The organism is Gordonia sesuvii, assembly GCF_036350415.1.
GTDB lineage: Bacteria > Actinomycetota > Actinomycetes > Mycobacteriales > Mycobacteriaceae > Gordonia > Gordonia sesuvii.
Map to the genome: position 1 here is coordinate 290,585 of NZ_JAZDUF010000004.1, position 19,073 is coordinate 309,657.

20 protein-coding genes are annotated in these 19,073 nt (G+C 67.3%); 10 read left to right on the top strand and 10 right to left on the bottom strand.

Annotated features, from left to right (window positions below; translation table 11 throughout):
* Positions 1–2: 2 nt before the first annotated feature.
* Entirely contained in the window at positions 3–248 is a 246-nt protein-coding gene (locus tag VZC37_RS15165; RefSeq protein WP_330433399.1) for a hypothetical protein, read from the bottom strand.
* Between the two features lie 62 nt (positions 249–310).
* Between VZC37_RS15165 and VZC37_RS15170 the strand changes: the two genes are divergently transcribed.
* From VZC37_RS15170 to VZC37_RS15200, 7 genes are all read left to right on the top strand, one after another.
* Complete coding sequence (locus tag VZC37_RS15170) at positions 311–730, top strand: YccF domain-containing protein (protein ID WP_330433400.1); 420 nt, start codon at positions 311–313, stop codon at positions 728–730.
* 86 nt (positions 731–816) lie between these two features.
* A complete protein-coding gene (locus tag VZC37_RS15175; protein WP_330433401.1) occupies positions 817–2,130 on the top strand; it encodes an NAD(P)/FAD-dependent oxidoreductase in 1,314 nt (437 codons plus the stop codon).
* 29 nt (positions 2,131–2,159) lie between these two features.
* Complete coding sequence (locus VZC37_RS15180; protein ID WP_431309418.1) at positions 2,160–2,987, top strand: DUF1365 domain-containing protein; 828 nt, start codon at positions 2,160–2,162, stop codon at positions 2,985–2,987.
* Positions 2,968–4,308 (top strand): class I SAM-dependent methyltransferase, encoded by a 1,341-nt coding sequence (locus VZC37_RS15185; protein ID WP_330433403.1) that lies wholly within the window; start codon positions 2,968–2,970, stop codon positions 4,306–4,308. The genes VZC37_RS15180 and VZC37_RS15185 overlap by 20 nt, the downstream gene beginning before the upstream one ends.
* A complete protein-coding gene (locus VZC37_RS15190) occupies positions 4,308–5,129 on the top strand; it encodes a DUF1295 domain-containing protein (RefSeq protein WP_330433404.1) in 822 nt (273 codons plus the stop codon). Before VZC37_RS15185 ends, VZC37_RS15190 begins: the two co-directional genes overlap by 1 nt.
* Positions 5,126–5,797, top strand: a complete 672-nt coding sequence (gene sigK / locus VZC37_RS15195; protein WP_431309419.1) for an ECF RNA polymerase sigma factor SigK — start codon at positions 5,126–5,128, stop codon at positions 5,795–5,797. Before VZC37_RS15190 ends, sigK begins: the two co-directional genes overlap by 4 nt.
* The gene (locus VZC37_RS15200; RefSeq protein ID WP_330433405.1) at positions 5,790–6,548 is read left to right on the top strand and encodes an anti-sigma factor; all 759 of its coding nucleotides are present in this window, start codon (positions 5,790–5,792) and stop codon (positions 6,546–6,548) included. Before sigK ends, VZC37_RS15200 begins: the two co-directional genes overlap by 8 nt.
* Positions 6,549–6,655: 107 nt before the next feature.
* On the opposite strand, the gene VZC37_RS15205 is transcribed toward VZC37_RS15200, so the two are convergent.
* The 6 genes from VZC37_RS15205 to VZC37_RS15230 form a co-directional block, all read right to left on the bottom strand.
* Positions 6,656–8,176: an ATP-dependent DNA ligase gene (locus VZC37_RS15205; RefSeq protein WP_330433406.1), complete on the bottom strand. Its 1,521-nt coding sequence runs from the start codon at positions 8,174–8,176 to the stop codon at positions 6,656–6,658.
* A 24-nt stretch (positions 8,177–8,200) separates the two neighbouring features.
* Complete coding sequence (locus VZC37_RS15210; protein WP_330433407.1) at positions 8,201–8,653, bottom strand: DoxX family protein; 453 nt, start codon at positions 8,651–8,653, stop codon at positions 8,201–8,203.
* A gap of 70 nt (positions 8,654–8,723) precedes the next feature.
* Positions 8,724–9,350: an MBL fold metallo-hydrolase gene (locus VZC37_RS15215; protein WP_431309420.1), complete on the bottom strand. Its 627-nt coding sequence runs from the start codon at positions 9,348–9,350 to the stop codon at positions 8,724–8,726.
* 2 nt (positions 9,351–9,352) lie between these two features.
* Positions 9,353–10,441, bottom strand: coding sequence for an S-(hydroxymethyl)mycothiol dehydrogenase (locus tag VZC37_RS15220; protein WP_330433408.1), 1,089 nt, complete (start codon positions 10,439–10,441; stop codon positions 9,353–9,355).
* Positions 10,442–10,612: 171 nt separating this feature from the next.
* Positions 10,613–11,932 carry a response regulator transcription factor gene (locus tag VZC37_RS15225; RefSeq protein WP_431309421.1) on the bottom strand — a complete coding sequence of 440 codons (1,320 nt, stop codon included), beginning with the start codon at positions 11,930–11,932 and terminating at the stop codon, positions 10,613–10,615.
* A gap of 66 nt (positions 11,933–11,998) precedes the next feature.
* Positions 11,999–12,457 carry a Rho termination factor N-terminal domain-containing protein gene (locus VZC37_RS15230; RefSeq protein ID WP_330433409.1) on the bottom strand — a complete coding sequence of 153 codons (459 nt, stop codon included), beginning with the start codon at positions 12,455–12,457 and terminating at the stop codon, positions 11,999–12,001.
* Between the two features lie 145 nt (positions 12,458–12,602).
* On the opposite strand from VZC37_RS15230, the gene VZC37_RS15235 reads away from it, so the two are divergent.
* Entirely contained in the window at positions 12,603–12,872 is a 270-nt protein-coding gene (locus tag VZC37_RS15235) for a DUF7218 family protein (protein ID WP_330433410.1), read from the top strand.
* A gap of 4 nt (positions 12,873–12,876) precedes the next feature.
* Here the strand turns inward: VZC37_RS15235 and VZC37_RS15240 are convergent, their stop codons facing one another.
* Positions 12,877–13,692, bottom strand: a complete 816-nt coding sequence (locus VZC37_RS15240) for a helix-turn-helix transcriptional regulator (protein ID WP_330433411.1) — start codon at positions 13,690–13,692, stop codon at positions 12,877–12,879.
* A gap of 136 nt (positions 13,693–13,828) precedes the next feature.
* Here VZC37_RS15240 and VZC37_RS15245 point away from each other — a divergent pair, with 136 nt between their 5' ends.
* Positions 13,829–15,397, top strand: a complete 1,569-nt coding sequence (locus VZC37_RS15245) for an AMP-binding protein (protein ID WP_330433412.1) — start codon at positions 13,829–13,831, stop codon at positions 15,395–15,397.
* Between the two features lie 129 nt (positions 15,398–15,526).
* Positions 15,527–16,096 (top strand): DinB family protein, encoded by a 570-nt coding sequence (locus VZC37_RS15250; RefSeq protein WP_330433413.1) that lies wholly within the window; start codon positions 15,527–15,529, stop codon positions 16,094–16,096.
* 6 nt (positions 16,097–16,102) lie between these two features.
* On the opposite strand, the gene VZC37_RS15255 is transcribed toward VZC37_RS15250, so the two are convergent.
* Positions 16,103–18,343 carry a molybdopterin-containing oxidoreductase family protein gene (locus tag VZC37_RS15255; protein ID WP_330433414.1) on the bottom strand — a complete coding sequence of 747 codons (2,241 nt, stop codon included), beginning with the start codon at positions 18,341–18,343 and terminating at the stop codon, positions 16,103–16,105.
* Between the two features lie 63 nt (positions 18,344–18,406).
* The gene (locus VZC37_RS15260) at positions 18,407–18,994 is read right to left on the bottom strand and encodes a TetR/AcrR family transcriptional regulator (RefSeq protein WP_330433415.1); all 588 of its coding nucleotides are present in this window, start codon (positions 18,992–18,994) and stop codon (positions 18,407–18,409) included.
* Positions 18,995–19,073: the final 79 nt, after the last annotated feature.

Consider the following 19,073-nt stretch of genomic DNA (forward strand, 5'->3'; position numbering starts at 1 on the left):
ATTCAGGGAATCCACCCGTTGCGCCGCGGATAGCGGGCACGCAACAGGCTGTACAGGTAGGTGCTCACCAGGAGCACCGCACCGGTGATCAGTGCCGGCCACAGGAAATCGTTGTCCATCGAGTCGCGGACGGAGACGACCGCCCAGCCGATCGCGAGCAGGACGAGGGCGATGGTGGCCAGCATGCGGACGACGAGGACGAGGGTGGTCAGCACCGCCCACACCACTTCGCGTCCCCGGTCGGCCATGGCGACAGGGTAACGGTTTCCCAGTGCTCGACGCCGTGCCGACAGTGGCGGACAATGGCTGCATGAAGACGATCCTGAACGTGATCTGGCTGTTGCTGTGTGGGTTGTGGATGGCGATCGGCTACGTGGTGGCCGGGATCATCTGCTGCATTCTGATCATCACCATCCCGTTCGGAATCGCCTCCTTCCGGATGGCGAACTACGCGCTGTGGCCGTTCGGCCGCACCGTGGTCCGCAAGCCGACGGCGGGCGCGATGTCCCTGATCGGCAACGTCATCTGGCTGATCGTCGCGGGGATCTGGCTCGCCATCGGACACATCGTCACCGGACTTGCGATGTGCATCACCATCATCGGCATCCCGCTCGGAATCGCCAGCTTCAAGATGGTGCCCGTGTCGTTGCTCCCGCTCGGCGCAAAGATCGTGTCCACCGATCAGGACATCGTGTCCGGTGGTGCGCCGGTGCAGCGCGCCACCTATTGACGACACCATGAACAGACCGGTCGGTTCTGCGTCACATCACAGCCGTGCCGACCCATCCGATCGGGGTGCGGTACCGAACACCGGTCATGAGCCACTCTTCGCCCCGTTCGATCGCGGTGATCGGCAGCGGTGTCGCCGGACTGACCGCCGCGCACCTGCTCTCCGCCGAGAACACGGTGACCCTCTTCGAGGCCGACGACCGTCTCGGCGGCCACGCCCACACCCACGACGTGACGATGCCCGACGGGCAGGTGATCGGCGTGGACACCGGCTTCATCGTCCACAACGACCGCACGTATCCCACGCTGCTGCGCATCTTCGACGAACTGGATGTCGCGACCCAGGACACCGACATGTCGATGTCGGTGCGTTCGGAGCTCACCGGACTGGAGTATGCGGGCGCGCTCGGAGTCGGCGGGCTGTTCCCCACCGCGCGCAATCTCACCCGCGGCCGCTACCTCTGGATGCTGCGCGAGGTGACCCGCTTCCACCGCAGCGCCCGCCGGCTGCTCGACACCCCGGACTCCGACGAACCGCTGTCGGAGTTCGTCGCCCGAGAGCGGTTCTCCCGCTACTTCGTCGACAACTTCCTCCTGCCGCTGGTGGCTGCCGTGTGGTCCTGTGACGCCGACCGCGCCGCCGACTACCCGGCGCGGTACCTCTTCACCTTCCTCGAACACCACGGCATGCTGTCGGTGTTCGGGTCCCCGACGTGGCGGACCGTGGTGGGCGGTTCGGCCCGCTACGTGGAGAAGATCGCCGACCGCGTGGTCGGCTCCGGCGGATCGATCCGTCGCGGCAGCCCCGTGCGGGCCGTCGCGCCCGGCGAAGCAGGCGTTCAGATCACGACCGGCTCTGCGGGCAGCGAATCCTTCGACGCGGCCGTCATCGCGACCCACCCGCACCAGGCGCTCAGCATGCTCACCGACCCCACCCCTACACAGTCGCGCGCACTGTCGGAGATCTCGTACTCGGCGAAACACGCCGTGCTGCACACCGATACCTCCCTGCTGCCGCGCGCACGCCGCGCCCGGGCATCGTGGAACTACCAGATCCGTACCGACGGTTCCGATGTCGCCGTCACCTACGACCTCACCCGGCTGATGCGGCTGTCCACCGAGCACCCCCGGATGCTCGTGACCATGGGGCGCACCGACCTGGTCGACCCGAGTTCCATCATCGACGAGATGACCTACGAACATCCCGTCTACACCACCGAATCCGTTGCGGCACAGGCACTACTACCGGATGCCAACACCGACCGGATCGCCTTCGCCGGCGCCTACCACGGTTGGGGATTCCACGAGGACGGCGCACTCGCCGGGGCCCGGGCCGCGCAGCACCTGGGCGTCGCGTGGCCGGCCACCGAACCGGCCACCCCACATGAGGTGGCGGTATGACCGGCACACCGTCCACCACACTTCGGCCCGTGACCACGCCGACCGGCCGCGACGACGTCGCCGTCCCGGCAGTGGTGCACACCCGCATCCGGCATATCCGCACCTCGCCCGTCCGGCACGCCTTCACCCACCGCAGCGCATCCTGGCTGATCGACGTCGACCACCCGCCACGGGTGCCGCTACCGCTGCGACCGTTCGCGCGATTCCATGCGGCCGACCACTTTCCACAACCTGCGCACCCTCGTGACACCCTGCGCAGTCGGCTCGACGAACAGCTCGCCGCCGCCGGGGTCGATGCACCGTCCGGCCGCGTCGTCGCACTCCTGTCGCCGCGTGTGGCGGGCCATGTGTTCAACCCGCTCAGCGTGTTCTGGTGCCACGAGTCGGACGGGTCGCTCTCCTGCGTGGTCGCCGAGGTGCACAACACCTACGGCGAACGCCACTGCTATGTGGTGATCCCGGATGCCCGCGGTGATGCGTTGGTGCCCAAGGAGTTCTATGTGTCGCCGTTCAACGAGGTGGCCGGCACCTACCGTCTGCACGTGCCGCCACCTTCGGCCGACGGCGCGGTGGCCGTGTCGGTCACTCTCGAACGTGACGGCCAGGACCCGTTCACCGCATCGGTCTCCGGCCGCGCTCGACCGGCCACCACGGCTGCGATCATCCGCACGCAGCTCACCGCTCCCCTCGCCCCGCTGGTCGTGTCCGCACGGATTCGGATGCACGGAATCCGGCTGTGGTTCAAGCGACTTCCGGTCATCACCCGACCCGAGCACCGTAACTCCCTCACCATCGCCGGATGCCCGGCATCCGCCACAGACTCCCGGAAGGACGACGATGAACGTTCCGCTTCGTGACATCTCCGGCCATCCCGCCGACGACCACGACGACACCACCCCGGTCCTGACACCCGCAGAGGCCGAGCGCTGGCCCGACGTCGCGCAGCCACCACGGGGCCGGTCCACCGCCATCCGCAGTGCCGCAGCGGCCCGCCTGTTCCGCCACGCCCTCCGCGGCGTCGACGTCCGGGTCGAGTTCCCGGACGGCAAGGTGGTCGGCCATCACGGCGACCGTGTGCTGCCGCGCATGATCATCCGGCACCCTGAGGATTTCGCCCGCCGTATCGGCACCGGCGGCCTCATCGGGTTCGGCGAGTCCTACATGGCCGGCGACTGGACCACCGACGACCTGGTCGGGGTGCTGACCCCGTTCGCCACCCGGGTCGCCCGCCTCGTACCGCGCCCCCTGCAGGCCCTACGTCGTGTCGTTCTGCCGAAACATCCGTCGTCGGAGGACAACTCGACGTCGAACACACGACGCAACATCGCCCGGCACTACGACCTGTCGAACGATCTGTTCGCGGTGTTCCTCGACGAGACGATGACCTACTCGAGCGCACTCTTCGCCGACCTCGGGCCCGGCACGCGGGCACCCTGGTCGGATCTGGCGGAGGCGCAACGCCGCAAGGTCGATCGACTGCTCGACGCCGCGGGCGTCGGTCCGGGCACGCGACTCCTCGAGATCGGTACCGGCTGGGGCGAGTTGTGTCTACGCGCCGCCGCGCGCGGTGCGACGGTCCGCTCGGTCACCCTGTCGTCGGAGCAGCAGACGCTGGCCCGGGAGCGGGTGGCGCAGGCCGGTTTCGCCGACCGGGTGCAGATCGATCTGTGCGACTACCGCCAGGTCGAGGGGACCTACGACGCGGTCGTGTCGGTGGAGATGATCGAGGCCGTCGGCGAGAAGTACTGGCCCGTCTACTTCCAGACCATCGATCGCGTGCTGGCCCCCGGCGGGCGGGTCGCCATCCAGGCGATCACGATGCCCCATGACCGGATGGTCGCATCCCGCAGCACCTACACCTGGGTGCACAAGTACATCTTCCCGGGCGGTCAGTTGACGTCGTTGAAGGCGCTCGACGCGGTGACCCGCCGGCAGACGTCGCTGCGGATGACCGAACGGCAGGCGATGGGCGCGCATTACGCCGAGACGTTGCGGTTGTGGCGCGAACGATTCACGGCGCGCCGTGACGACGTCGCCGCACTGGGATTCGACAACACCTTCCGCCGGATGTGGGAGTTCTACCTCGCCTACTCCGAGGCGGGTTTCCGGGCCGGGTATCTGGACGTCCACCAGTTGGTGTTCACCCGCGAGGACCTCACGGACGGTGACCGGCGATGATGTCCGGCGCGTCTGGGTGGGCGGCGTTCGCGGTCATCGCGGTCGCCTCCCTGCTGTTCCTCGTCGTACTGCACGGCGTGACGATGGCGATCGGGCATCGCATCGGCCGCTACAACGTGGTCGACGTCGCGTGGGGACTCGGCTTCGTCGGGATCGCCTGGCTCGCATTGATCCTGGGTCCCGGCGATGCCACTCGCCGGTGGCTGTTCGCCGTCCTCGTCACCGTGTGGGGATTGCGGCTGAGCTGGCATATGTACCAGAAGTCGGCAGGCAAGGGCGAGGACCCCCGCTACACGGAGTTGCTGGAACGGTCCGGCGGGTCCGATCTGGTCACCGTGGCGCGCAAGATCTTTGGCACCCAGGGCATCTCACAGTGGTTCGTGTCACTGCCGATTCAGGTGTCGGCGGTATCCGACGCCACCACCGGTCTCTGGTGGATCGTGCTGGTCGCCGGCATCGCGCTGTGGGTGCTGGGATTCGCCTTCGAAGCGATCGGGGACGCCCAGTTGCGTCGGTTCAAGGCGGACCCCGCCAACAAGGGAAAGATCATGGATCGCGGCCTGTGGTCGTGGACGAGGCATCCGAACTACTTCGGTGACTCCAGCATCTGGTGGGGCATCTGGCTCATCGCGGCCAGTAGCTGGCCCGGGGTGCTGACCGTGTTGTCGCCCGTCGCGATGACGTACTTCCTCGTCTACGCCACCGGCGCCCGCCTGCTCGAGGAATCCATGAGCAAGCGGCCCGGCTACCCCGAGTATCAGCGACGCACCTCCTACTTCCTGCCGTTGCCCCCGCGGTCGAAGAAGGCGTCGACGCCATGATGCTGCTCGCGCCGGGACGCGTGCGCGAGCCCAAGTCGTTGAGGGCCGGGCGCCCGCCGGTTAGGCTGATCGACGATGACGACCGAGTGCTCGCGGTGACCGCAGATCCCGCATCCGAGGTGGCCGCGCTGCCGGCTCTGCTCGATCGGATCGCGACCGGCGACTCCGAGGCCTTTGCACGCTTCTACGACCTGACCAGCGACCGTGTCTACGGGATGGTGCTGCGGGTCTTGCGTGATCCCGGCTTCAGCGAAGAGACCACGCAAGAGGTGTTCCTGCAGGTCTGGCGCTCGGCGCAGGCGTTCGATCCGAAGGCCGGCAGTGCGCTGTCGTGGCTGATCACGCTGGCCCATCGCCGTGCGGTGGACCGGGTCCGCTCGGAATCGGCCGCGACCCGCCGCGACGTCACCTACGGACTCGAGAGCATGCGGTCGACGTTCGACGAGGTGACCGAGGCGGTGGAATCTCGCGAGGTCACCCGTGAGGTCGCCGGCTGCCTCGATACGCTCAGCGAGGTGCAACGTCAGTCGGTGGACCTCGCCTACTATCACGGCCTGTCCTATCGGGAGGTCGCCGAACGTCTCACGGTGGCGTTGCCGACCGTGAAGTCGCGTATCCGTGACGGATTGAAGCGACTACGTCAGTGTCTGGGGGATCGTCATGTCTGACGACGAACTCCTCGATCTCGCGCCGGCCGTCGGACTCGACGCCGTGCACGGCACCGAACTCGACGAGGTGACCCAGCGGCTCGACTCCGCCTCCCCCGAGGTGCGGGACGCCTTCCACCACGAGGTGGCGGCAACCCGCGAGGCGATGGCAAATGTCAGCCACGTGACCGCGATGGCACCGCCGCAGACGCTGCGTGACCGCGTACTCGCCGCTGCGCGCGCCGAGACCGCAGCGCCGGAGGTGCCGACCGCGGAGCCCGAGCTGTCAGAGCAGACAGAGGCGACAGTGATCCCACTCCAGCGTCGGCGCCGCATCCTCTACGCGGCGGCCGCCGCCGTCGTCGCGGTGGCGATCGGTGCGATCGGCTGGGTCATCGGAGTCGCGTCCAGCTCCGACGACGCCCCGACCCCGACCGCCGAGCAGGTGTTCGCCGCCGGCGACGTGCGCTCGACGTCCGGCGATGTGGCAACCGGACGTGCGACGGTGACGTACTCGCCGTCCGCCGACGCCGGCGTGCTCGTCATGAACGACGTCCCGCCGCCGCAGCCCGGAACCGTCTATCAGATGTGGCTGGTGGGGCCGGGCGGCGAGACGTCGGCCGGCACCATGACCGACGAGGACGTCGCCCCGTCCACCACCGCGGTCATCGAGGGCCTCGGAGACGCAACCGCCCTCGCGTTCACGGTGGAGCCCCCCGGCGGTTCCACCGCGCCCACCGGCCCGTTCGTCGCCGAGCTCCCCTTCAGCTGACCCGCGAGATCCCCCACCCGCTGATCGAGTAGCCCGAGCCCCCCTTCCCGCTGATCGAGTAGCCCGAGCCGCTAGGCGAGGGCGTATCGAGATCCCGCAACCAACCCCTACGGCAACAACCCTCGAATCGTCTCGATCGAATCCGCCTCGCCAGCCGTCTTGTCGGGCCGGTATCGCACCACCCGTGCGAACCGCAGCGCCACCCCGCCGGGATAGCGGGAACTGCGTTGTACCCCATCGAGTTCGATCTCGACCACGATCCGGGGATGCAGGTACACCGTGTACGAGTCGCGGTGGCTCTCGTGTCGGGGGAACTCGTCGGTCTGCCACTGCAGCAACTTGTCGGTGAGCCCTTTGAACGTCTTGCCCACCATGATCGGCGGTCCGCCGTCGGGGTCACGGGCACCCAGATGCAGGTTGGACAGGAAGCCGGTACGGCGACCCGAGCCCCACTCCGCGCCGAGCACCACAAGGTCGAAGGTGTGCACGGGTTTGACCTTCTGCCAGGCCCTTCCGCGGCGTCCGGCGGCATACGGCCCGTCGAGCGACTTGACCATCACACCTTCGTGCCCGGCGGCGAGCGCCGCATCGAGGTGCTGTTCGGCCTGTTCGACGGTCGGGTTGACGACCGACGGTATCCGCAATTCCGGCGCCAACGACGTCAACGCATCCAATCGCTCGCGCAGTGGCCGGTCGATGAGGTCGACGCCGTCGAGATGCAGGCAGTCGAAGAAGAAGGGACGCAGCAGACCCGACGGGTCGCCGTCGAGGTCCCCTGCGGATCCGAAGCGACTCATGGTGTCCTGGAACGGTCGCGGTCGCCCGTCGGCGTCAAGGCTGAGGGTCTCGCCGTCGAGGATGACGGTCCGACAGGGAAGTTCGCGGACCACCGCGACGAGGTCGGGTACCGCTGAGGTGATGTCGCGGAGACTGCGCGTGTAGACCGACACGTCATCATCGCGACGATGCACCTGCACCCGCGCGCCGTCGAGTTTGAAGTCCACCACCAGATCCGGCCCCAATGTCGTCACCGCGTCGGCGAGCGACTCGGCCGGCGTCGCCAACATCGGTGCCACCGCACGGCCTACCCGGAGTCCGACGTCGGCGAGCGCATCGGCACCGCCATGGACCGCGAGCGACGCCGTTTCCGGCAACGACCCGGTGAGCATGTGCGCGCGGCGGACGAGGTCGAGGGGTTGCCCGGAGGCCGAGGCGATGGCGTCGACCATCACCCCGGCCAGTGCGCCCTGCCGCAGTTCGCCCGTCATCAGCCGACGCAGGAAACCCTGCTCGGATTCGGTGGCGGCGCCGAACAGATCGCCGAGGAGTTGCTGCCGTAGCGTCACCGAACCCGGACCATGGGCGCCGGCCAGTCCCGTGAAGGCCTCGTCGACGGCGTCGACGGTCAACGAGGCCTCGCTGGCCGGCGACGGCGCCAGGGCGGACAGGGACCGCCATCCGATACCGAGACGCCCCTGCGGGATCACACCGCTGAGCCACGCGACCACCGTCGGGATCTCCTCGGCCGCAGCGGCATCGAGCAGCGACCGGAGTTCGGCGGTCTTCGCCTTACGCGACCGGGTGGCGGCGACGGCCGTCGATGTATCGACGACGCGGGACAGTTCCATCTCCCCCGACGTTACCCGGGACCGTCACGAAACGGGTTCGGCCACCCGACTTTCCGTCCGGGTCGACTGCGCCGACCGGGCCTTGCCGATCACCGCATCGAGCGCGAACTTGCCGGAGCCGATGAACACCAGCAGAAGCAGCGACCAGCAGAACAGGGCAGCAGAGTCGCCGTCGTTCTGGATGGGCGTCAGTCCATCGGGCTGATGCTTCCAGAAGTAGGCCACCGCCATCGATCCCGACCCGATGAAGGCGGCGATCCTGGTCTGGAGTCCGATCATGATCATCAAGCCGCCGATGAACTGGATCGCGCCGGCCCACCACGACGGCCACGCCGCGAAGTCGGCGGTGGCCCCGCTGTAGGGGGCCACCGGCCAGGCGAACAGAGTCGACGTCCCGTGGCAGAAGAACAGGAACCCCACGACGATCCGGAAGGCACTGATGGCATACGGCGATTGACTCTCGAGGAAGGTAAGCATTACCTAACTCAAGCAGCTGCTCGTGCGACCGTCCATACCTGGCCGCATGGTTGTGGGCTATGCCACAGGGTCAGCTTCCCCGCTTGATCCACTCCTCCAGATGAGGCGATTCGGTGCCCACCGTGGTGCCGTCCCCGTGGCCGGTGTACACCTTCGTCTCCGGGTCAAGCGTGAAGATCTTCTCCTGGATCGACGCGATGATGGTCGGGAAGCTCGAGTACGAACGACCCGTCGCTCCCGGTCCGCCCTGGAACAGGGTGTCGCCGGAGAACAACACCTTCGCTTCGGGCGCATGGATCACCGAGGACCCGGGCGAGTGGCCGGGTGTGTTGATGATGGTGAGCGTGGTTCCCGCGACGTCGATCTGCTGACCGTCCTCGAGATCGGCGTGCGCGACGTCGGGATGGGTGTCGTTCCACAGCATGTCGTCACCGGGGTGCAGGAGGATCGGTGCACCCGTGGCCTCCGACAGCTCCGGTGCGACGGTGACGTGGTCGTTGTGCCCGTGGGTGAGCACGATCGCCTTCACCGTGCGGTCACCGACCGCATCGAGGATGGGCTTCGCCGAGTGGGCGGCATCGATGATGACGACCTCGGAATCGTCGCCGACGATCCAGATGTTGTTGTCGACGTCCCAGGTTCCGCCGTCGAGGGAGAATTGTCCGGACGTGACGACGTTTTCGATGTTCAGCGCCATGATTACAGCTCCACCACCGAACGCAGCACCTTGCCGGCCTCCATCGCGGAGAATGCCGCCTCGACATCGTTGATGCCGACTCGTTCGGTCACGAACTTGTCCAGCGGGAGCCGGCCCTGCTCGAACAGATCGATGAGCATCGGGAAGTCACGTTCCGGCAGACAGTCGCCGTACCACGACGACTTGAGCGCTCCGCCGCGCGAGAAGAAGTCCAGCAGCGGCATCTCCAACCGCATCTCCGGCGTCGGCACACCGACGAGGACCACCACTCCGGCGAGGTCGCGGGCGTAGAAGGCCTGCTCGTAGGTCTCCGGACGGCCCACCGCGTCGACGACGACATCGGCGCCGTTGCCGTCGGTCAGGTCCTGCACCGCCGTGACGACGTCGTCGACCTCGGCCCCGTTGATGGTGTGGGTCGCGCCGAGATCCTTGGCCCACTCCAGCTTTGCCGGGTCACGGTCGATCGCGATGATCGTCGTCGCGCCCGCGAGCTTGGCACCCGCAATCGCCGCATCGCCGACACCGCCGCAACCGATCACCGCCACCGAGTCACCGCGCCCGACGTTGCCGGTGTTCATCGCGGCACCGATGCCGGCCATCACGCCGCAGCCCAGCAGGCCCGCGACAGCGGGGTCGGTCTCGGGATTGACCTTGGTGCACTGCAATTCGTGGATGAGAGTCTTCTCCGCGAACGCGCCGATGCCCAGCGCCGGGGTCAGCTCGGTGCCGTCTTCGAGGGTCATCGGGACACTCGCGTTGAATGTGTCGAAGCAGTACCACGGCCGCCCCCGCTTACACGCACGGCACTGGCCGCACACCGCGCGCCAGTTCAGCACCACGAAGTCGCCGACCTCGACGTGGGTGACGTCGGCGCCCACCGACTCCACCGTCCCGGCGGCCTCGTGACCCAGCAGGAACGGATACTCGTCGTTGATACCGCCCTGTTTGTAGGCGAGGTCGGTGTGGCAGACGCCGCAGGCCTTGATCGACACCACCACATCCCGGGGTCCGGGATCGGGAATCACCACGTCGACCAGTTCGGTCGGCGCGCCCTTGCTCCGTGAGATGACTCCCTTGACTGTCTGCGACATATCGGTTTTCTCGATCCTCTCGGTGATTGCTGGTGGACCAGTCGACGTTGCGCAGCTGACACTGTGCGGACGTCGACAGTCCGATACCCGTCTCAGTCTTGTGCCGTCCGACAACACATGCATCCATCCGAATGGATGGTTCTACCTAGCCGAAGGTACAGGTCGGTCGGTTCACTCCGCGGTGATCCCGGCCCGGGCGGCCAGCAGACCGGCCTCTCCCCGGTTGGACACCTGCAGTTTCTGCAGGATCGCCGTCACATGGAACTTGACGGTGCTTTCGCTGACGCCGAGTTCGGTCGCGATCGTCTTGTTCCGCCGCCCGAGCGCGAGATGCCCCAGCACTTCGAGTTCGCGGGGGTTGAGCGTGGACAGGACGTCCTCGGCCGGCCGTTCCGACGACACCTCGAGCGGAATCCGCGCCGACACGCGACACCCCCATCCCGGGATCGTCTCCACGTCGAGCTCACCACCGAGTGTCCGAAGTCGCCCGGTGAGCTGCCGGACGAGCGCCTCGCCGTCGAGTTCGCCCGGCCCCTGGTCACGGACGTCGACGACGAGGTCGTTCGTGACGCACTCCCATGCCACCCGCATCCGCGAGACGCCGCGAGGCGATCCGAACGCGACGACGGCCGCACGCACGATCGCCCGCGCCGCGTGCGCGATCTCGCCGGGCAGGGTGCGTCCGCCTCCCGCGGGTCCCACGTACTCGACGTCGGCGTGCAGCTGTTCGACGACGGGAGTCAGCTCGGCCTGCAGCCGTTCGAACGCGACGCCGAGTTCTTCGGTGGCCAGTCGACGATCCGCGTCGCCGACGGCGCGCAGCGCGATGAGCGCCGACGACGCAGTCTCCGCCGCCCGGGCACGCGCTGTCCGATCGTCGAGGTCGCGGGCTCGCAGGGCACCGAGAATCGAAGTGAGTGCGTCCTCGTGACTCTGGGTGAGCTGGGCGATCGTGCGGGCACGCTCGCTGGACGCCGCGCGGGATTCGGCGAGGTAGTCCGGGCTGGCCTGCGCGACCTGCTGACGGATCGATGTCGCGACGATCGCGAACCATGCCCGCAGCAGCTCACCCGCCGCCGGCGTCGGCGCGGACAGCACGCTGCGGCCCGGCTTCGCAATGATCACCAGGAGGGTGTCGGTCGCGTCGCGCACCGTGTGGATGGGCCGCACCTCGCCACCGACGACCACCGAGGTGGTGATGACCTCGCCGGACGAGACCTCTTCCTTGATCGCGTCGAGTTCGTCGATGGTGACGCGGTCGACGATTGCCGGATCCCCGGCCACCTTGCGTGGCCTTCCGGTGCATTCGCGGGTGAAGATGATCAGCGCCTGATGCGGCCAATCCGCAGCGAGGAAACGAGAGAACCGCAGCGCGATCTCGGGCAGCGGTCCGTCGATCACCGCACGCAGCTGCTGCCACCGTGCCGCATCGTCGGTCCCGGCGGCGACACCGTTCCCGGCTGTTCCCTGCGCGGTCGGATGATCGATCACAGGCCAAGCCTATCGACCGTGGCGGAACCGACCGGCTCGCCTGCGGACGGCGGGCCACACGGCTGATCAGCTCAGGGCATGGACCAGCTGTGCCTTGTTCATCGTCGAGTACCCCTTGATGCCTTTCGCCTTGGCCTCGGACCGTAGCTGCACCACCGTCTTCGACGCGGTGATGCTGTTGGCGGGCGCCTTCTGGGGTGTCGCCTTCTGTGGTGTTGCCTTCTGGGGTGTTGCCTTCTTCGCGGGCGCGCGCTTACGTCCGGGCGACGATGCAGATGAGCTCGATGCACGCGTCGACGACGTTGCGGCGGAGGTCGATCCGCTCGCTGCGCTCGACGGCTTCTCGTCGGGTACCCGCTTCGCGTCGCGCTGCTTGATCAGCTCGACGACCCTGTCCTGCAGTGCGGCAGCGTTCTTCTCGACCTTCTTGAGCTTCTTCTTCGCACTGGTCTCGGTCTTGTCGAGTTCGGCCTTCAGGCGGTCGACCTCTTTCTCGAGGCGCTTGATCGTCTTCTTCTTGCCCATCTCACTCTCCTCTGCGTCGTTGCCGGTCCTTATGCAAACCCTAACGGGGAAGTTGCACTTTAGGGCTGGTCTCCGCCGCGGGTCGGCATAGGGTCAAGTCACAATGGGTACCCGGGGTGCGTCAAACGAAACAGGAGGTACTCCGATGCCAGAACGCGATCCCGGCCCGTCGGTCAAGGACGACGAGCTCTACGAAAAGCTCCGCGACGAAGGCAATTCAAAGGAGAAGTCGGCCCGCATCGCCAACGCCGCGGCGAATCAGTCACGGTCCGAGGTCGGCGCCAAGGGCGGTAGCTCACCGTCGTACGAGGACTGGACCGTCAACGAATTACAGGACCGGGCAAAGGAACTCGACATCAGCGGATACTCGGACATGAACAAGGACGAGCTGATCGAGACGTTGCGTAACCACTGATTCCTCAGCCCGGCAACAACCCTGATCGCCGCGCGATGACGACGGCCTCGAGCCGCGTGGAGGCACCGAGTTTGGCCATCGCGTCTTTCATGTAGCCCTTGGCCGTCTGCACGCTGATGCCGAGATCCTCGGCGATGCGTGCATTGCTGTGGCCGATCGCGGCCAGCGACAGCACGTCCTGCTCGCGGCGAGTCAGCGCGACCGACGTCTGCTCACCCGGCATGTCGTCGAGCAGCCCGCCGATGATCTGCTCGAGTTGCGCGGCCACGGACCGGTCGTCGAGGGAACGTTCGAGTCGTCGCAGCCGACCGTAGACGTCGGTGATCCGATCGCGGAGCGCGTCGTCGGCTGCCATGCCCGTGTCCGCCGCGAATCGCTCGGCGACGATCCGCTGTTCCAGCGCCCGCCCTTCGTCGGCAAGCACGTCGAAGGTGCGTCCGCCCAGGGGGTTGTCGGTGTGGACCGCGCCGTAGAGCACGGCGACCGGGCGACGGTCCACGATCACCGGCACCGCCGCCATGGCCCGCAGCCCCTCGGTGGCGATGATCGCGTTGTACCGATGGGTGATGTTGGGTGTGCGCAGGTAGTCGTCGACCGCGACCGGACGACGCACCTTGATGACCTTCCCACCCAGCCCGTGTCCGATGTCCACGCTGACGCCGTTGAGCGCGCCACGGGTGTTGCCGACGAAATGCTCGAGCCGCACCGCCTGTGCCCGAGGGGTGGCCGCGGGTCCCACCATCCCGGCGAATGCCAGGGACACCCCGCTGGATCGACGGATACGCCGCAGGGCATCGAGGACCAGGTTCGCCTCGGTCATGTCACCTCTCTCGCGGCTCCCCCTCTTCGGGGGGTGTTCTCGACGCCGGTCGGCGCGCAGAATGTGACCCACATTACCCGCGGGCGCAGGGAACGGCCCGCGGCCACCATGAACACCTGCGACGTGAGGTTCGACGATGACCCAGACGACCCCGACCGCCCAGACCGGCGTCGACGCGACGCTGCACGATTGGCTCACGACCTATGGCGCTGCGGACGCCGACGCCGCTCATCTGCTCGTCGATCGGCACGACCCGTCCGCGGTCGCGTTCACCACCATCGACGTCGACGGCGACGACCTGGTCACGGTCGATCTGACCTACGGCGAACTGGCGGATGCGTCGAAGCGGTTCGCCGGCGCGCTGGCGGCGATGGGGGTGGGTCGCGGCGACACGGTCGGCGTGCTGATGGGCAAACGGTCCGAACTGGTCGTGTCGCTGCTCGCGATCGCCCGCCTCGGCGCGGTGTACATCCCGCTGTTCACTGCTTTCGCGACCCCGGCGATCGAGATGCGGCTGACCGCCGGCAATGCCCGGGTGGTGATCACCGAACCGAGCCAGGCCGACAAGCTCGCCGGGATCGACGGCATCACGACCGTGGTGGCCGGCGAACAGTTCGATCGGCTCGTCGCCGATTCCGAACCGGTCACCGAGTCGGTGGCCGTCGGCGGTGACGGCACCCTGATCCTGCTGTTCACCAGCGGCACCACCGGAGCACCCAAGGGGGTGCCCGTGCCGGTGCGCGCTCTGGCGTCGTTCAGTTGCTACATGCACTACGGCCTCGACGTCGCCGCCGACGACGTGTTCTGGAACGCGGCCGACCCGGGCTGGGCGTACGGCCTCTACTACGGCATCCTCGGTCCGATGGCGCTGGGTCGCCGAAACCTGTTGCTGCACGCCGGGTTCTCGCCCGACCTCACCGCACGGATCATGCGCGAGCTGGGTGTCACGAATTTCGCTGCCGCGCCGACGGTGTACCGGTCGCTGTCCAAGGAACCGTCGTTCACCGGCTTCTCGCTGCGCCGGGCGTCGTCGGCGGGAGAGCCCCTGACGCCGGACGTGATCGACTGGGCCCGCGAGGCGATCCAGACCGAGGTCCGCGATCACTACGGGCAGACCGAGCACGGCATGTTCATCAACAACCACTGGCACCCCGACGTCGCGCAGCCCCTGGTCCCCGGCTCGATGGGCACCCCGATGCCCGGTTTCGCCACCGGCATCGTCGACGGCCAGATCGCCATCGACGTCACTGCCAGCCCGATGATGTGGTTCACCGGCTACCTCGATGCACCGGACAAGACCGCGGCACGGTTCACCGACGACGGCGCCTGGTACCTGACCGGCGACACCGGCCGCAAGGACGACGAGGGCCGCTACTTCTTCACCGCCCGCGACGACGACGTGATCATCATGGCCGGCTACCGCATCGGCCCGTTCGACGTGGAGAGCGTGCTGATCACGCACCCGTCCGTGCTGGATGTCGCGGTGGTCGGCCGACCCGATGAGCTGCGCGGTGAGGTCCTCGAGGCGTTCGTGGTGCTCGCCGAGGGTGTCGACGGCTCCGACGAACTCGAGAAGGAACTGCAGCAGCTGGTGAAGACCGGTTTCGCCGCCCACGCCTACCCGCGCACCGTGCACTTCGTCGACTCGCTACCCAAGACTCCGAGCGGCAAGATCCAGCGGTTCATCCTGCGCAAGCAGGACTGACCCGCTCCCGTCGACTGGGCGCAACTTCCCGTCGACTGGGCTCAGCGAGGGCGGAAAACAAGGACCGAACCTGTCCGCAATCCCTCATAGCGTTGTTCTCACCAGCAAGAACAACGAGAGGGAAAGACCATGGCCGGCACCTACACCCCCGTCACGCTCCCGTTCACCGTCGACGGCGAGAAGGAGGATCTGCTCACCCTGCTCGCCGATCAGCGCGGTCTGTTCAAGGTGACGCTGCGCGACGTCACCGAGGAGCAGGCACGGCAGCGGACCACGGTGAGTGAACTGACATTGGGTGGGCTCGTGAAACACCTCGCCACAGGCGAGCAGGGCACCCTGCAGGAACTCGTCGAGCGCGATGACACCGCCGAGTTCGACATGGCCGCGGCAGCACACGCCTACGACCTGACCGACGACGAGACCTTCGCCTACTGGGTCGAGGAGTACGACCGCGCCGCCGCAGCCCTCGACGACTACGTCGCGAAGGTCGACAGCCTCGACGAACTGATCCCCCAGATGACCGCGCCCTGGCAGCCGAAACGGGAGTGGTGGACGATCCGGAAGATGTTGCTGCACAAGCTCCGCGAGACCGCTCATCATTCCGGACATGCCGACATCATCCGCGAGGCCCTCGACGGTCAGAGCACCATGGCAGCCCTCTACGAGGGACCGGACCCCTCCGAGTGGGGTATCGAGTAGGTTCGGTCAGACCGCGGACACGGTGTGCCGGCTGGGCGCCGCCCCGGTGGCGGCATCCAGCAGCGTCACCTCGATCGGAACGCCGGTCATGTTGGCCATCCCCGCGAGCCGTTCCAGGTCCGCCGGATCAGACGAGATCAACGCGTTCACATTGGCTCCGCCGCTGCCGATCTCGGTGGCGGCGGCGGAGTTGGCGCGGGTCCATCCGCCGGAACCATTGTGGCCCCATCCGTGCGGGACGGCGACCACACCGGCCTTGATGTCGTCGGTGAGAGTGACCGGGAGTTCGATCTGCCCATGCGCGGAGCGCACCACCACGAGGTCTCCCTCGGCGATTCCGCGTTCGGTGGCATCGTCGGGATGCATCCGCGCCGCATGTGTGCGCCCGCCCCGCAGCAGCATCGGCGCGTTGTGTTGCCAACTGTTCTCCGAACGGATCTCACGCATCCCGATCAGCCGCAGCGGAAGTCGAGGATCGGTGTCGGCCACGAGCCGGTTGAACTCGGCGAGCAGTTCCGGTTCGTCGAGGTGTATCTTGCGGTCGCGGTGGACGATGGTGTCGCGCAACTGGCCCGGTTCGAGGTTGTCGGCGACGACGGTGCCATGCGGGTTGTCACGGACCAACCGCCGATAGGTGAGACCTCCTCGCCGCAGACCGAAACGATTGCCGCCCAATCCCATACGGATCACCAGGTCGGACAGCCGCTCCGGGTTCCAGGTCCGACCGATCCGCGACGACACCGTGTTCATGACGTGCAGCACACCCATCATCGGCACGCTCTTCGACAGTGCGGCGACGAGTTCGTTGATGACCGTCCACTCCTCGCGGGCTTCGCCGCGTGGCGAGATCACCGGGTCGGTGGCCTGTTTGAACGGAGTGGTGAACAACGCCTGGAACGGCAGCAGGAAGTCGCCCCGCTCGTACATGGTCGTCGCGGGGAGAATGTAGTCGGCGTGGGCGTTGGTCTCGTTGCGGTAGATGTCCAGCGAGACCATGAGGTCCAGCTCGTCGAGCGCTGCGCTCAACTCGGCGCCGTTGGGCACCGACAGCACCGGGTTACCGGCGCTGACGAAGAGCGCGCGCAGCTGACCGCGACCCGGTGTGGTGATCTCCTTGGCCATCACCGATGCGGGAGCGGTCCCCAGAACCTGCGGCAGATTCCCGATCCGACTCCGCCGACCCGACCACGTGAACGTCGGGACACGTTGCAGTGCAGTCACTCCCACACGCTGTCCGGGGATACCCAGATCCCCGAACATGGCCCCGCCGACGACGTCGAGATTGCCGGCCACCAGATTGACGGTGTCCAGCAGGGCCGTCGTGAGTGTCCCGGTCCGGCCCAGCGACGTGCCGATCCGCCCGTAGACCGCGGCGCGTTCGGCGGTCACGAGCGCATGTGCGAGTTCACGGACGACGTCGGCGGCGACGTCGGTGCGACTCGTCGTCGACTCGGGAGAATATTCCGCGACGATCCGTTTTAGTGTGTCGACGCCGGTGGCCTGCCGACGCAGTGCTTCTTCGTCGACGAGGTCGTCGTCGAACATCACGTGCAGCAACGACAGCAGGAGCAGCGCGTCGGTGTCGGGGACGATGGGCAGCCACTCGTGCTCGCGGGCCGTCTCGGTGTGCCGGGGGTCCACCACGATCACCCGACCGCCGCGCGCGTTGATCGCGTTGAGGCCCTCCCGGATACGTGGCGAACTCATCACGCTGCCGTGTGACACCACCGGATTGGCGCCCATGATGACCAGCAGGTCGACGCGGTTGATGTCCGGGATGGGGGCGGCGACCGGGTTGCCGTAGAGGAAGTGGCTGGCGACGAATCGCTGGTTCACGTCCTGCGATCCGGCCGAATAGACGTGGGGAGTGCCCAGCAGGTTCGTGAAAGTCGCGGTCCAGAGGGTGTGGCCGGTGGAGAAGGTGGCCGGGTTGCCGAAATACCAGCCGATGCCCGAGCTGCCGTGCCGTTTGTGGACGTCCCGGAGACGCTCGCCGATGTCGGCCATGGCCGTTTCCCAGGACACCTCCTCGAAGTCTCCGTCGGGTGTGCGGCGAAGCGGATGCAGCACGCGGTCGGGATCGTTGACGATCTCGGTGAACGCGATGCCCTTCGGGCAGGCGAAACCCTTCGACAACGGGTGGTCCTTGTCCGGCCGTAGCGACACGAGTTCGTCGTTCTCGACCGTCGCGATCATGCCGCAGAGTGGCTCGCAGATCCGGCAGTAGGTGACCTTGTCCTCGCGCATGGGGACTCCCCTGGGCTGGTGGCGTTCAGATCTGACAACAAGTGTTGCACGATGCGCTAGGCTTCACGGCCGAATGCGCTCTTCGGGAGCGGCGATCGAGTTGCCGAAGCTGATCTGTGCCTGACGTCGGGCGTCGTCGAGGGTCATCGCGCCGCGTTCGACGAGACCGGCGACCCCGATGACGAGCATGGTGACCTGACCGGCCGCGAACAGCGGGTCGAGGCGGGCGTCGATCTCGCCGCGTTCCTGACCACGCCGTATCGCCCTGACCACCGGCGCGGTCGCCCGTGCCTCCAGATCGAAGAGGGTCGGATCGGTGCGGTGATAGTTGAGGATGAAGCGATACCGCTCGCCGATCGTGATCGCGTCGTCGAGGTAGGTGCGCAGCGCCGGCACGACCGGTCCCGACGTCGGTAGGCGATCGGCGACCTCCGCGGAATCCGCGAGGGCTTTCGCATGCAGGGCCGTCAGCAGCTGATCCCGGTTGGTGAAGTGCCGGTAGAGGGTGGCCCGGTTGACGCCGGCGGCGTCGGCGATCTGCTGCATCGACGATGTCGGCGCCAACGCCAGCAGGGAGATCGCGCCGGCGATGATCGCCGCACGATTGCGTTCGACGTCTGCACGGGGTTGCGTGGCGAGCGTCACAGGCATAGCGTACATGCAACATCGGTGTCGCATTTCGGCGACGGCGGTGGCAGTCCGGGTGGCTGTCGTGCAGTGGTCGGGGCCG